This window comes from Mastigocoleus sp. MO_188.B34, assembly GCF_030065675.1.
In the GTDB taxonomy this organism is placed as follows: Bacteria; Cyanobacteriota; Cyanobacteriia; order Cyanobacteriales; family Nostocaceae; genus Mastigocoleus.
In genome coordinates this window covers 18,456-32,695 of sequence record NZ_JASJDK010000093.1, presented here as the reverse complement: position 1 = coordinate 32,695, position 14,240 = coordinate 18,456, and the positions used below count along the sequence as shown (strand labels likewise).

At 38.4% G+C, this 14,240-nt stretch carries 10 protein-coding genes; 4 read left to right on the top strand and 6 right to left on the bottom strand.

Annotated elements, in window-relative coordinates:
• Window positions 1-237 precede the first annotated feature (237 nt).
• Window positions 238-426: a twin-arginine translocase TatA/TatE family subunit gene (locus tag QNJ50_RS19955; protein WP_300638482.1), complete on the bottom strand. Its 189-nt coding sequence runs from the start codon at window positions 424-426 to the stop codon at window positions 238-240.
• A 316-nt stretch (window positions 427-742) separates the two neighbouring features.
• Window positions 743-2,359, bottom strand: coding sequence for a protein kinase (locus tag QNJ50_RS19950; RefSeq protein ID WP_300638480.1), 1,617 nt, complete (start codon window positions 2,357-2,359; stop codon window positions 743-745).
• Between the two features lie 557 nt (window positions 2,360-2,916).
• On the opposite strand from QNJ50_RS19950, the gene QNJ50_RS19945 reads away from it, so the two are divergent.
• Window positions 2,917-4,137, top strand: a complete 1,221-nt coding sequence (locus tag QNJ50_RS19945; protein WP_300638478.1) for a hypothetical protein — start codon at window positions 2,917-2,919, stop codon at window positions 4,135-4,137.
• 75 nt (window positions 4,138-4,212) lie between these two features.
• Here the strand turns inward: QNJ50_RS19945 and QNJ50_RS19940 are convergent, their stop codons facing one another.
• From QNJ50_RS19940 to ahcY, 3 genes are all read right to left on the bottom strand, one after another.
• Complete coding sequence (locus QNJ50_RS19940) at window positions 4,213-6,630, bottom strand: GH116 family glycosyl hydrolase (RefSeq protein WP_300638476.1); 2,418 nt, start codon at window positions 6,628-6,630, stop codon at window positions 4,213-4,215.
• A 279-nt stretch (window positions 6,631-6,909) separates the two neighbouring features.
• Complete coding sequence (locus QNJ50_RS19935) at window positions 6,910-7,503, bottom strand: hypothetical protein (protein ID WP_300638474.1); 594 nt, start codon at window positions 7,501-7,503, stop codon at window positions 6,910-6,912.
• A gap of 515 nt (window positions 7,504-8,018) precedes the next feature.
• The gene (gene ahcY / locus QNJ50_RS19930) at window positions 8,019-9,299 is read right to left on the bottom strand and encodes an adenosylhomocysteinase (protein WP_300638472.1); all 1,281 of its coding nucleotides are present in this window, start codon (window positions 9,297-9,299) and stop codon (window positions 8,019-8,021) included.
• A gap of 315 nt (window positions 9,300-9,614) precedes the next feature.
• Between ahcY and QNJ50_RS19925 the strand changes: the two genes are divergently transcribed.
• The 3 genes from QNJ50_RS19925 (at window position 9,615) to QNJ50_RS19915 (ending at window position 13,477) form a co-directional block, all read left to right on the top strand.
• Window positions 9,615-9,809: a hypothetical protein gene (locus QNJ50_RS19925; RefSeq protein WP_300638470.1), complete on the top strand. Its 195-nt coding sequence runs from the start codon at window positions 9,615-9,617 to the stop codon at window positions 9,807-9,809.
• Window positions 9,810-9,935: 126 nt separating this feature from the next.
• Window positions 9,936-12,029, top strand: a complete 2,094-nt coding sequence (locus QNJ50_RS19920) for a hypothetical protein (RefSeq protein ID WP_300638468.1) — start codon at window positions 9,936-9,938, stop codon at window positions 12,027-12,029.
• Window positions 12,030-12,187: 158 nt separating this feature from the next.
• Window positions 12,188-13,477 carry a Glu/Leu/Phe/Val dehydrogenase gene (locus tag QNJ50_RS19915; RefSeq protein WP_300638466.1) on the top strand — a complete coding sequence of 430 codons (1,290 nt, stop codon included), beginning with the start codon at window positions 12,188-12,190 and terminating at the stop codon, window positions 13,475-13,477.
• A 163-nt stretch (window positions 13,478-13,640) separates the two neighbouring features.
• Here QNJ50_RS19915 and QNJ50_RS19910 read toward each other — a convergent pair whose 3' ends face one another.
• On the bottom strand, window positions 13,641-14,237 hold the full coding sequence (locus tag QNJ50_RS19910) for an SH3 domain-containing protein (RefSeq protein ID WP_300638464.1): 597 nt from the start codon (window positions 14,235-14,237) through the stop codon (window positions 13,641-13,643).
• Window positions 14,238-14,240: the final 3 nt, after the last annotated feature.

Sequence of the window (14,240 nt, the reverse complement as noted above, 5' to 3'; positions counted from 1 at the left end):
CAAAATGCTTATCATATCTTTATGTAATGGGGATTGGGGGTCAGAGTCGAATGGCACCCTCGTTAAGGCTCATTCGCACGTAGCGTGCGTGAACAAACCTTGAGTGTGGAAAGTGTGGGAGGTAGCTTTATACAACAAGTTGCGTTAATTAAACTCCCCTCCCTTTTCTACCACTTCTCCCCACACTTCCCTTAAGCGCAAGGATTACATCTTCTCTTAGTGCCATTCAGGTCAGAGTCATTTATCTTCTCTATCTGAATCATGTTTTTCTGAATCATTTTCATCGCTGGGATTTTTTAATTCTTCTTTGAATCCCCGCAGTGTCTTTCCTAAAGAACTTCCTAACTGTGGAAGTTTCTTCGGTCCAAAAATCAAAACAGCCACTAGAGCTATAATTCCAAGTTCTGGTAAACCCAGTCCAAACATAACTTTCTCCGTTCGCCTTTCTCAGTTAATGATAATGGGGATTGGGGATTAGGGTGAGCCCGCGCCTAACGGCGTTAGCGGTAGCGTGGCGTATGACTGGCGTCACGCTCCCCTAAGAGCCATAAGCACTGCGTGCCGCTCGCTGCCTGTGCTAATGCACCGCTAGAGCCTGCGGCGTCGGCAAAGCCTCTGACTAACGTCACGCTTCGCTAATGCTAACGCGCAAGCGCGCTCATAGCGGCATAGAGCCTGCGGCGTCGGCGGAGCCTCTGGGGATTGGCGATTCGTTACTCATTACTCCTTACTCATTACTTCCTTAATTCTCACTGTGTCGGTTACGTAAATCCTGAATCGGTAAATCAAACCATTCACTTAGCTCAGAAGCTAACCACTCAATTTCTGGGTCAGATTGTACTGTTCCGGCATCACCACCAATTTGATACTTATGAACTCCCGCCCAAATAATTAAAGATGAGGAAACTTTAATTGGATATCCGGTATTACCTTTCTTGGCTAAATGTCCAGGGACATAGACGATTTTATTTACATTTTTAGTTAGTGCTGGTGGAGTGACATTAAATTTAAGTCCTAAAATTTCTTTTTGTAACCAAATCTTCTGTTGATTTATATATAACCGGACACGCCCACATAAAGGAGAAAGAAATTGAGACGCGATCGCAGCACCAACACCCCAAAAAGGAACGGAAAACAAAGCCATTAATGGTAAAGGACTATGTAAAGCAGCAATAGTCCAAAAGAAGAGAAATGAGTTCCAAGCGGTCGCAAATAAACCAACTAACATTAGCGATCCATTAAAACCCGTTGGCGGAATAACAACTTCAAGGCTGTTCTTATTTTTTTTGAGTTTAATTTTACTACTTGATGGTTGGGCAATATTCAAGTTGGAAATCTTTGCACTGCGATTCTTGTGTCGATTCCTGAGAGTAGAATTTGAACGCGAATGATCTCGTAATTTGTGAAGATTTTTTGTAACCCAATCATTCCGATCCCAATTCCAAGTTGTTTCTGGCGAATTGGAAACTGGAGGTACAGTTAAATCTGATTTTTCTAGTTCTGATCGTGGTTCTAATTCTGATATTAGTGAATTTTCTAAAGCCTTTAATGCTTGATGTGCAAAGCCTAAACGTGCTTCTAAAGTTGGTTCTATGAGCCAATTTAACCACTCAATAAATCCAGAACTCAAGGTAGTTAAATGGTCGAACTGAATTCGGAAATTATTCTGGGGTAAATCTGCTGGATGACAACCTGTGATCAGATAAATTAAAGTTGCACCCAAACTATAAAGGTCAGAAGCCGGAACAGTGCGATCGCCAAATTGTTCTGGAGGCATATAACCGTAGGTTCCGACCACTGTCCGAGTTGCGCCTTCACTTGCAACGGCGGTTTGTACGGAACCAAAATCTACTAAATATACTTCTCCGACATTATTACCGGAGCGATCGCCCAATAAAATATTGCTGGGCTTGAGATCGCGATGAATGACAGGTGGATTTTGTTTTTGGAGATAAATGAGAATTTCTAAAAGTTTTTTGGCTATTGCTTTGACTTCTGATTCTGTAAACGTACGTCCGGATTTGAGAATTTGCTCTAAATTTTTTGCTGGAATATAGGTTTGAACTAAAGCAAATCCTTTGATTTTTGGCGAATTTACTTCAAAATAATCTAGATAATTAGGAATTGCTGGATATTGAAGTTTTTTTAATATTTCTGCTTCACGTTCAAAAAGTTTCAAATCATCCCATTCAAAGTCACTGTATAAAGAAAGCAATTTTATGACAACTAATTCTTGGGAATGTAAATCCCTCGCTAGTAGAGTTCGTCTTCCAGACTTTTTACTTAACTGCTGCTGAATTACGTAGCGTGAACCAGCAGAGTCGTTTCCCCAAAAATCGCTGTACTCTAAACTAGCCATATCAAATTGGTTTAAGCAAGTGATATTGCTAATTTAACGTACCCAAGAGTACAAGTACTGGACTAGATAAAATTTACTTCGACTTCGTTAACAAATCTTATATTTTTGGGATTATTGCTGAAATGAGATTAACCAGTGATTGGTAATCAGTAATTTATAACACACTGCTGTGAATAAATACTGGAAATAGAGAACAGGATCGGCGGTGCGGAAAAGTATATTTGTTACTCAATGCATTAGTAGCAAATTATTACTTGTTGGTATTACCTCTATTTTTGTTCGCTTGAAATTAACTCTAATAGTACTAAATATATGATTTTAGATTATTATCACTAATAGTCTAATTTGATATTAATATCTCTTGATGTGTGGCTAAAAACAGCCTAAAACAAATAATTTTAAATTAAAGATACGACCACACAAATCTAATTATAAATATTATTTTCAATAACTGTAAATAGGAATACGTTTAAAAAAATAATATTTCTGATAAAAGATAAGTAAACAATTAAATTTTAATTTTTATTTACTTAAGAGATTTAGGAGTCACATAAATCATGAAATATGTTGATATAAATCTGTTGGAAGTTATTTGGCAAGTCTTAGCTAGAAGCATAGGTTATGAGGATATGATTAACATTTGCCAAAATCTTATTACAGATACAAGAATAGATGGTAGATTCAGCCAAAATTTGATTTTTTTATTTAATAAATCTTTCTATGAAGCACAAAAAAAAATTGCCTCTAGATGCCGGGAAGAAGTTATAAAACAATCTATTATGACTTTATATCGTGGAGTAATAACCTACCAACCACCACAAAATGATTATGAAATAAAAAATATAGAAAATAAAATACAATCTTTGAATATTCAGTTAAAAGATATTGAAAAAATCAGACAAAATGGCAGGCAGAAGTTTGCTCATAACATTATTGAAGAATTATTGACACAATTATTTAAATTAAACGATAGGTCTTCTCTGAAGACTCAAGAGTATATAGATAAATTAATAGAACAAGCAGAAAAAGACTGTGATGCTAAATTTTACAAAAATACTCTTCGAGATAAAGAATTTGGTTTGCGCAAAGAGTTATACGATATTTTTTTCACAGAGATAGAAGAAAATCAAGAACTTAACAATATCTTCGGTAAAGATTTACTTCCCCTTAGGGATATGACAACCATTAGAATTAATAATTTGCCTACACGTCATGTCATAAAAAAACTAGATGGAAAACTTTTTAGTGCCCCAGTAAAACCAATTCCAGTTAGACCTGGTACTTCTTGGAGAAGATTAAGATATGGTAAAAAAACTGTGGATAATATTCAAGATAATGCAAATTTTACCGAAGCACAGAGAGAATTAAAATCAAATTTGTCCCCAAAAGTGTTAGAGAAATCTTTACAAGATGCTTGCAATCTTGAATCTGATTTATGGCGAGCGAAGAAAATTGGAGAATTGGCACCAAATTTACCTCCAAAACTGTTAAAGCAGGCTTTGGAAACTGTCTTTGAGATGAAATCTGAATTATGGCGTGCTAATGCTTTAGGAGATTTAGCACCATACCTCTCAACAAAATTATTAGAGCAAGCTTTTGATACTATCAGTAATATTAAGTCTGAGTTATGGCGTGTGAAAGCAATGAGCAAATTAGCACCCCATTTAACACCAAAATTGTTAGAAAAAGCTTTGAAATTAGCTAACGGAATTAAATCTGAATATAATCGCACAAGAGCATTGGAAGAATTGGCACCATATCTTCCGCCTGAGGAATAGGTTTAGGAAGTGTGGGAAGTGTGGGAAGTGTGGGGAACTTAAGAAAATTCAGGTTTTATTTTGATATGGATTAGTTTAATTTTTCAGAACTAAATAAATAGCCCAAATAGCCATAGCCCTTAAGTAGGTACAAGCACGAAAAGTTCCAACAGCAGTAATTGCTTCTGGAGTACGAAATTGCAGACCATTTTCATAAATTTGTTTGACTACAGCTTCTGTCATTTTAAATGCTTCGTCTTTCATTCCCATTTGCACCAGAAAAGCTGCTAACCCAAAATTAATTCCCGTCCAAACTTCTAATGGATGTGTTGCATCAGGATTTTCAGGAGAACCATCGGGTCGTAAACCGTTAGCTGCACCAAACTCACCGTTGTGAAATTTGAGAAAACAAGCTTGATAAACGGTTTTAAGAGCAGACTTAGCACGGTTAGTTGGTACGACATCAGGTAAACCTAGCAGACTCGCGTAAAATTGTCCACATAGCTGATCCGCCATTACTACATCCGAACCACTTTCGCTATCAAGTCGATAATATTTACCATTCCATAGTTTTTCTTGGTATACAGGGGCTGACTTAGTTAACCAGGTTTCGTAGGTTTTTATATTCTCTTTCAAAGAAGCGATATTTGGCTTTTCTACCGGGTTCTCAATTAAAATCTTGCCGATCGCGATCGCGGCTTCTAAAGCAGCTAACCACAAACCACCACAGTAAGCGCTTACACCCCTCAACCGCCAATCATCAAAGGTTTGATCGGGTGCACCAGAGTTTTCCGGAATCCCATCGCCATCTAAATCGAAACCTTTTAAGTAATCTAGGGTTTGAACAATAGCATCCCAACATTCCGCTAAGAACTCTAGATCATTAGCACCGGTGAGCAAAAAATCTCGGTAAACCTGTAATACAAAATCACTACCTAAATCTTTCCACAGATTGCAATCTTGATAACTCGTATAATTTGTTTTTTCCCAAACATGTTCGTTTGGCGCACCTAAATCATGGGGTGTAGCCCCTGCAATTTTCCGAGCAGCCATCGGACTTTCTGCTCCAATGGTATGATAATAACCAATTACACGGGTTTTTTCATCGCTAGCAGGGATTGCTCTAGCAAAAGCGCGAATAACTGATTTTTCCAGTTCGGGAAATAGCATTAATAGTCCAAAAGAACCATACAAACGCACATCTAGGCTTTCATACCAGCGGTAATCTAAACATTCCAAAACAGCAAACTGACCAAAGGGATCCTGCTGTGTTGCTGCACTCCACAATGTACCACCGCTCGTCAGGTCATAAAGCTCGTTAAATAATGCCATTTTGAACCAGCTTGGCAAATTTTCATCCTCTAGAATTGGTTTTTGCCAAGTTTCAATTTGCGATCGCCAATTTTGATATTCTTCTAAAGCTGTATGGGCAATTTTCCAAGCATTATTAGCGTTGCGATCAAAGAAATCAGTATATCTACGATAGTAGCGAACCCCAGCAGTAAACTCAGTAATGGGCAAATCCCAACTTAAAGCAAAGGGAATTTCTAAGGTTTCTCCTGGTTGTAAGGTAAATCTTACTGTTAATGCAGTTCCTACCCTTTCCCCTTCCATTGCCAGGGTTTCATCTTCATAATTAGGTAAAGAACCATCTTTTGCAAAACTTTGCCAAACATCCTGACCATTTCCTGTTGGGTGAGTACGAGCATGATAAAAAATTTCCACTAGGGGATGTTTAGGAGTCGCAATACACCACTGTCCTTCACCTTCATCGATAGGTTCAGTCATACCCAAACGACCTAAAATAATCCCAACTGAATCAGTATTTTCGATTAATTGGTTGAAATTATATTGGCTATCACCTAATTTGGACTGATATTCATATACTGGGCTACCATCATCCCGTATTTTGACTTCTGGTGATTTCAAAGCATTGGTAAACCAACCCACCATATTTTCCCAGGAGAGCATAATGCTCAGAGTCAAAGGTCGATCAGTTGGATTCTTTGCAGTCCAAAGAAATATTGCTACCGGATAACTACTTTCCTGATAATTATTAGCCCAAACAGGAGAAAATTGCTCGCAAGTTAAGGTACTTTGAAATACATTTTCGTAAACAAACCAGCTACGGGGATATAGGGCGTGATAGGTTCCTGTGGTAATTGTATCTGTAGATTTTGGATACCATTGCCAAGATTTTAAACTTTTATCTTCCGGTGCTTCTGCAGACAAAGCATAAGCCTGTGAAGATGAACCATCTGACTCAAAGACACTGAACTGACAAGCAGGAATATTTTTGAAGAGATGCTCCCCACCATCAATGTGCCATAAATTAAAATCTCCCCGTGAAGAACGACCAATACAGCCAGCACCAAATCCACCCAAAGGCATTCCATGCCAGGGACCATCATCAATATTACTAGCATAACGGACAGTATAGGGATTATCCCAACCTAAACCAATGGAACGACTCCAAGCACAAAAAGGAATTACCGAGGGGGGCTGATGTGTCATCGCGTCAATTTTGCAGCATTCACTTATGACAATGAAGCCTAACCCGATGTGCAATTTTTCTCAAGTCTATATGGCGCTATGTGCAAGTTAAAAGTTCAAAGTAAAAAGTCAAACTATGTTCTGCAAACACGTTTTGCTAACAAAACAGACCACCCTTATGAGGAGCAAAATTTTACTGCTCATTGCTCTCAACATTTATTAAGGCTCTACCTAATTATGTAGTGCAATATACTGAATAATAATTTATTTTCTCCAATCAATATCTACTTTACCAGTTAGCTATAAATCGTTTGGGAAAATTTCTTTTGCAGTGAAGCGTGACATATTCATTTGTAAATCTTCATAGCTCATATCGACTGTTTCTAAGTTGTTATTGCTACTCATTTCATCATCCAAATTAAACTCCATATCATTGATTACATCTAAAACCTGTGCGAGGAACAAATCTTGTTCTTGGATTGATTCTTTATGAGAAGCTAGTTGAATTTTTTCTATTGCTAAGCCCATAAGATGAGCCAAATCATACATTTTAGAATTTAGTAGTGACTCTTTAACTTTTTGAAAAGAGACAGCAATCATTTTTAGTGCATGTTTTCTTTCTATTTCTGTAAAAGCTGTGGCTGCGATCAATAAATCTTGAAAAACATCTTTCAGAGAAAACGATGGTTTATCTACAACTTCTGCATCTCTACTTTGATCGATAGTGCATCTATTATTTGAATCGTTTTCCTGTAAAAATACTGCTAATTGAGTCATTATAAAATTAGGTATTACTACTTTTGATAAATTATTACTTTCTAAAAAGTTAGGGTTTATACCTAATAGCTTATTTGCTTTTGTAAAATACAAATTTTGCTTGTTGGAATATGTCATCAATTAATCTGATTATTGTTATGAAGTAATTGATAAGTATTACACAAAAATCTGGTCAATAAAATGTCATATCCACGCAAAACCTTAAAAATTACCAGGAATTTACATATATACTAAAGAAAAATAATCTTTTTCAAAAAAACTGTAAATGTAGTAATTAGAAATTGACATTTTGCCAATTTATTGAAATCATGTTAAGCCTTTCTCTAAGAGAATATTTGGAAAGGTATATTTATTATTTATTTACCTAAGATATCTTGGTTTCCCCTAAATCCCCCGCTGAGTTGGGGGACTTTTGCCCCCTTAAAAAGGGGGTTGGGGGATCTCAATAATGACTTTGGTAATAAACAATACTTTTCAAGCATCCCCTAAAGAGGAGTCAGGAGACAGAAGTAGAATAAATATTTCATAAAAAAAGGTAGGTAAATTACCTACCCCACCAAAATATTCGTTTAAAGTACGAAATTATTGAAATCAATCGATCTGAATTTAATCAAATCCAAATTAAGCAATCCTTAGGTTCCAGAAGTCCAGGAATTGATGTACTCAATTTGTTCAGCAGTTAGACTATCAATCTGAATACCCATTGCTTGCAACTTCAAGCGAGCAATATCTTGGTCTACTTCTGTAGGAATGGAATATAAACCGGGTTCTAACTTACCCTTGTTTTTAACTAAATATTCACAACCCAAAGCTTGGTTTGCAAAGCTCATATCCATTACTGCGCTGGGGTGACCTTCCGCAGCAGCCAAGTTAATCAAACGCCCTTCTCCTAGAACTACCACTGATTTACCACTGGGTAGCTTATATTCCTGGGTGAAGGGACGAACATCTTTAACTTCAGATGCTTTTGCTCCCAAAGACTTGAGGTCAATTTCAATATCAAAGTGACCGGAGTTACACACAATTGCGCCGTCTTTCATCACTTCGAAGTGCTCGGGGCGAATTACGTGCTTGTTACCAGTTACGGTTATAAACAAGTCAGCTAAAGGTGCAGCTTCAGCCATTGGCATAACGCGGAAGCCATCCATTACTGCTTCAATTGCTTTAATGGGGTCAATTTCGGTGACAATTACATTTGCACCAAGTCCGCGAGCGCGCATCGCGGTACCTTTACCACACCAACCATAACCAGCAACCACTGTGGTTTTACCTGCTAACAAAACATTAGTAGCACGGATAATACCATCAAGGGTAGATTGTCCGGTACCGTAACGGTTATCAAAGAAGTGCTTGGTGTCGGCGTCGTTAACATTCATTGCAGGGAAGCTGAGAACGCCATCGTTCAACATAGCCCGCAAGCGAACGATTCCGGTTGTGGTTTCTTCTGTAGTACCAATGATGTCAGAAAGTTGTTCTTTCCGTTCCTTCACCAAGGTAGCAACTACGTCAGAACCATCATCAATAATAATATTTGGACGATGATCTAAAGCGATTTGAACGTGGCGGTTGTAAGTTTCGTTATCTTCGCCTTTAATTGCAAAAACAGGAATTCCGTAATCAGCAACCAAACAAGCAGCTACGTCATCTTGAGTAGATAGGGGGTTGCTAGCAATCAAAATTGAGTCTGCACCACCGGCTTTCAAGGCGATCGCCAAGTGAGCGGTTTCAGTGGTGACGTGACAGCAAGCTACGATGCGAATTCCTTCAAAAGGTTTTTCCTTAGCAAAGCGATCGCGAATTTGTTTGAGAACTGGCATTTCGCGCCCAGCCCATTCGATCCGCTGATTTCCCAAAGGAGCTAGGGCGAGGTCTTTAACCTCGTGCTGTAATTGGGGAGCTGCAGTTGCAGTCATTTAAATATTTCCTCTGTATACAAAAGGTATAGGTACACAAAATGAAAAATCATTTTTGCATCCCTCCATAGATTATGGCACGAGTCGCGATCTGAAAAGGGGGAATTTGGGGATTGGCGATATGCCGTAGGCATCTGCTTTGCAATCAGGGATTGGCGACTGGGAATTTGGAATTGGTATATTTCAAAAAACTAATTCAAAAATAATATTCCGTCATTGCGACGTAAGGTTAGCGAGCTAGCGCAGCGTACCGTAGGTATTGCGTTTCAGTAAGGAAATAGCAATCTCATCCCATTTTATTGTGACGTAATAGTTGTGCAATACCTTTTTGAAAAACGAATGGTACATATAGCTATGCATGAATTCGCTGCTGCAGCTTCTTCAGAACCAAATCCCAAATTTAATGAAATTCTTGCCATGCCTAAGTTACAAAAATTATCAGAAAAAATTTGTGAAGTGGTTATACCTGATGGAACAGGAAAGATCGAAAATATTAACAACCCCCAATGAAACAGTTAACAAAGCAAAATGAATTTCCAATTTGTCAAGCCAGTACGGCTCTTGTTCTTTTGTATCGCATTCTGTTTTGTTGTAGTTCCAAGTTTTCGATTACGTCAGGAGATATTTCGCCTTTCGATGAATGCCCGTTGGCACCAGCTAATCAAAGATAAGGACCCTGAAACACAGATTTTGAAACAATTCATAACTCAATTGCAGGAAGGAATTCATAAAGAGTATGAACGAAACTTAAAAAGACACAATAGTAGAAATTCTCCTCTTTCACAATGTGATAACAAGTATGATTCTATGTGGTACACGGCAAAGACAGAAACCAGGATAGATATCAATTATAGCTGTTTATACCTTATTGATTTTTATACACAAAAAGAAATAGACAGAGAAGAACAAGAATCTAGCATTGCTTCTTATCAAACAACAGGGGAAGAAAGGAAGAAGAAACGGGAAAACCAAAAAGATAACATTGTTTTTCGTCATTTTGACAAGTTGCGTAGTAATCATCTAGTGCCAAAACTAGGTTCTTTAAAAGCTGGGGAAGATAGCCGTATAGCGCATACTCGATCAATCTTTTCTTCTTTCGTCGGAAAGGATGATATTTTGAAATATCTTCCCGGACTCAGAGTTGACACTGTATATATATTTCATGAAAAGAGCCAAGTTATGGCTATTTATCCACATAGTCATAATGAAGATTACGAGAACAAGGAACTCAATTACAAAACAAGACCATGGTATAGGTCAACGGAGAATCGTTATGATACAGTTTACTTCAACAAGGATTTTGGTCAGAACAAATCAGGACTAACGGGAATTTTCATTGATATATCGGATGATGATAAGCCAAATACTGTACGGACACTCTGGTATAGTTTTAAAGGTGCCGATCAGCAAGACTATATTTTTGCAATAGGTCTATTCCTAGATAAATCTGGTGCTTTTTCAGGTGGAAATAGCTGGTTTTCCTTATTTTGGCTTTCAAATCCCTTGGAATGGATCGTTTTAGTACTCATTGCACTGCCTTCATCATTTTTACTCAGTTTGTTATATGAAAAGTTAGCAAAAAGATTTACGCCAGACACAAATTCTTTCACTAGCTTGTCCGGGATAAAATTTAATCTTATAAAAGAATATTATGCTACCTTGAATGATGAGAGCATTTCATTCAGTGATAATAATGTGAAGATGAGTCTTGCTTCTGTACAAACATCTTCTGGAGTGAAGTTCTCCCTTCAAGGAACAGGTATTGAAGGTAACATTGAGCGGCTCGCACAGCGGAACCTTCAGGAAGAAAAGGTTTATAGCTATAACTTTGCTCACCAATACAATTTGAAAGTTGGTCCCGTCAGACCAACCCATAAAGCTGTACAAATTTGGCAAGCTGAGCGGAAAACTAGCCTAGGTAAATCACAGATTGTCGGTCATATGGTTGCAGATTGGAAAACTAACAATACAGTGAATTTATGGGGAGAGTTGTCAATCAAGTCTATTTTTTGGAATAAAAAGGACGAGATATACCTTCCTTCTTTCCAACGTCAGCTAAGAGATCATCTCCTTGCTGGTGAGACTGGAGAACTTGCTTTGGTTCCTAACAAGCAATATCAAAAAAGGCAAAGTATTCCAGCTTTGTTGAGCGATATCGATCCTGACAAACTCGAAACAGTTCCTGAACTAAAACAAGTTATTGATAATAGCTTCGATCTTGAGCAGGGGCGCTTTTTTGTTTCAGAACTGGATACGATTGAAACGCTTTATGCATTAGGTCATGTCAGGGCTATATATTCCATTTCTTTTATCCAAAGAATTATAAGCAAGGGACAGCATGATTTCTTCAGGAAAACAGCAATGGATACCGACAAAGACGAATTTCGTTTTGTACTTGAGCATGAAGCTCATCATTTTAAAAATAAGATATACGATCGTCTCAATCCATCTATCCAAGATGACTGGAAAAACGAATCACCATTCCAGATCCTGGTACATCAGCGAAGTAACACAGAAAACGTCATTCTCGAGCAAGAGGGATTTTCTCTCATTTACATCGATAACGTATTACGCTTTGTGTTGTACTCTTTATCTGATGATAGATATTCAGGAATTGGCTGGGTTAGCTGGCGCAAGGTCGATCTTGAATTTTTCAAAACGCTTTACGAGTATCAGTTTTCAAAACGTCATTCTGTCAAAACTGTAAAAAACTATATTGATGGACATTGACAATTACTACATCCATCAAAGATGGGAATTTTGTTTAATACAAAACGAAACTTTAAAAAGTAACGAATTTTACTGTTTTCCCAAAAAGTAGAAGAAAAAAAGCTAGGCTGTAATTAAATATCTTATCAGTGGTAACCCCGCAACTATCAGAAAATATTATGATTTCTTCTCCTTCATTACCCTTAGAAACTCCAACTCCCGCCCACATATGTCCCTTTGACCAAGCTTGTAGCTACTTAGACCAAGCCGGGAAAGAATTAAAGTTAGAAGCAGGTCTATTAGAAATATTGAGTAATCCCCGCAAAGTTGTTACTGTATCTATTCCCATCAAGCGAGATAACGGCGACATCCAAGTTTTAGCGGGACATCGGGTGCAACATTGCGATATTTTAGGTCCATATAAAGGTGGTATTCGCTATCATCCTGCAGTAAGTCTGCGGGAAGTTTCGGCATTAGCAATGCTGATGACTTGGAAATGTGCACTTGTAGGTATTCCCTATGGTGGAGCCAAGGGAGGAATTGCAATTAATCCCAAAACTTACAGCGTTGGTGAATTAGAACGGATATCTCGACGTTACATCAGCGAATTAATTAAAGATATTGGTCCAGAAGTAGATATTCCCGCACCAGACATGGGTACATCTGCGCGAGAAATGGCGTGGATGATGGATACATATTCTGTCAACATGGGTCATGCTGTTCCCGGAGTCGTCACAGGTAAACCCATATCTGTCGGTGGCTCCCGAGGACGAGAAATGGCGACGGGACGCGGCGTAATGATTACTGTCCGGGAAGCCCTTGCAGATCGGGGTCAATCCCTCAAAGATGCAAAAATTGCTATTCAAGGTTTCGGTAATGTCGGTGGTGCTGCAGCTTTCTTGTTACATCAAGCGGGAGCAAAAATTATTGCAGTTTCTACCGGTTCTGGTGGTGTTTATTCAGAACTAGGTCTGGATATTCCTGCTTTACTTACCTATGCAAAAGAAAACCGTCGTAACCTAGTTGGTTTTCCCGAAGCTAAACCCATTAGTAATCCAGACTTACTAGCTTTACCCTGTGATGTCTTAATTCCTGCAGCCTTAGAAAATCAAATTACCGATGAGAATGTCGATCGCATAAAAGCGGATATTATCGCCGAAGCTGCGAATGGACCAGTAACTCTTCAAGCAGACCAAACATTAACAGCGCGAGGAGTCACTATATTACCAGACATTCTAGCTAACGCTGGTGGTGTGGTCGTCAGTTATTTAGAGTGGGTGCAAGGTCTTTCCTTCCTATTTTGGGACGAGCAACGCGTCAACCAAGAAATGGAAGAACTGATGGTGCGAGCATATCGTGAAGTGATCGCACAATCAAAACAAAGAAAAATTCCTTTAAGATTAGCTGCTTATGTTTTAGGTGTGGGAAGAGTAGCGCAAGCATTACGCGATCGCGGTCTGTATCCTTAGAATTATCAGTGAATGGGGAACGGGGAACAAGGGAATGGGAAACAGGGAATGGGAAATAAGTAATGCGATTGCATAGGGAAGATGTAAAGAATTAGGGAAGATGTAAAAAATTTTGGATCTATCACCAATTACCAATTACCCATTACCCATTACCAATTACCAATTACCTATCTCTGAATTCAGTACCACTCCCACTAAAACCTTGTTCCTGCAAACGAACGTTACCATTATTGCGATCGCTAATAATGAAATCGATTTCGCCAAAAGGAATAAATCTTACGTAATACGCAAATCGGTCTTGATGTGCGATGTAGCTGATTGATTCATCATCATGATAGATTTGGGGAATTCTTGCAACAGCTATTCCGCTGGGGTCTGTAACCTGCGATCGGTTATCGTAGACGTTCATGTAAACTTGTCCGTCTTCTTCGTAAATCCTCACAGCCTTACTGTCGGTTTTGAAAAATAACCGAGTATCTGTATCGGAAGGATTGGAATTGCTGTCCAAGTTCACCCTAATTACATCTTCCCGTACCCAACCAATATCACTGGATCCCGAACCAAACTTTATTTGATACCAGGCGTAGGTATCGCCAGCAGGCTGACTTTTACTAAAGATTTCAACTTTATCTCCCTCTCTTCCTTGGGTGATTATGTCATCATTTAATGATGGACCCAAACGAATATTTACCCTATTCTCTGTTTGTGAATTAGTTCTGAGAACACCGGTACCGCTTAAAGCAACTTCTTGTCCGTTCATAAT

What these genes read in the sequence shown, in the direction of transcription:
- QNJ50_RS19935 (WP_300638474.1), bottom strand. Translation starts at nt 7,503, where the DNA reads ATGACATATTCCAACAAGCAAAATTTGTATTTTACAAAAGCAAATAAG.
- QNJ50_RS19945 (WP_300638478.1), top strand. Translation starts at nt 2,917, where the DNA reads ATGAAATATGTTGATATAAATCTGTTGGAAGTTATTTGGCAAGTCTTA.
- QNJ50_RS19955 (WP_300638482.1), bottom strand. Translation starts at nt 426, where the DNA reads ATGTTTGGACTGGGTTTACCAGAACTTGGAATTATAGCTCTAGTGGCT.
- QNJ50_RS19940 (WP_300638476.1), bottom strand. Translation starts at nt 6,630, where the DNA reads ATGACACATCAGCCCCCCTCGGTAATTCCTTTTTGTGCTTGGAGTCGT.
- QNJ50_RS19915 (WP_300638466.1), top strand. Translation starts at nt 12,188, where the DNA reads ATGATTTCTTCTCCTTCATTACCCTTAGAAACTCCAACTCCCGCCCAC.
- ahcY (WP_300638472.1), bottom strand. Translation starts at nt 9,299, where the DNA reads ATGACTGCAACTGCAGCTCCCCAATTACAGCACGAGGTTAAAGACCTC.
- QNJ50_RS19920 (WP_300638468.1), top strand. Translation starts at nt 9,936, where the DNA reads ATGAATGCCCGTTGGCACCAGCTAATCAAAGATAAGGACCCTGAAACA.
- QNJ50_RS19910 (WP_300638464.1), bottom strand. Translation starts at nt 14,237, where the DNA reads ATGAACGGACAAGAAGTTGCTTTAAGCGGTACCGGTGTTCTCAGAACT.
- QNJ50_RS19950 (WP_300638480.1), bottom strand. Translation starts at nt 2,359, where the DNA reads ATGGCTAGTTTAGAGTACAGCGATTTTTGGGGAAACGACTCTGCTGGT.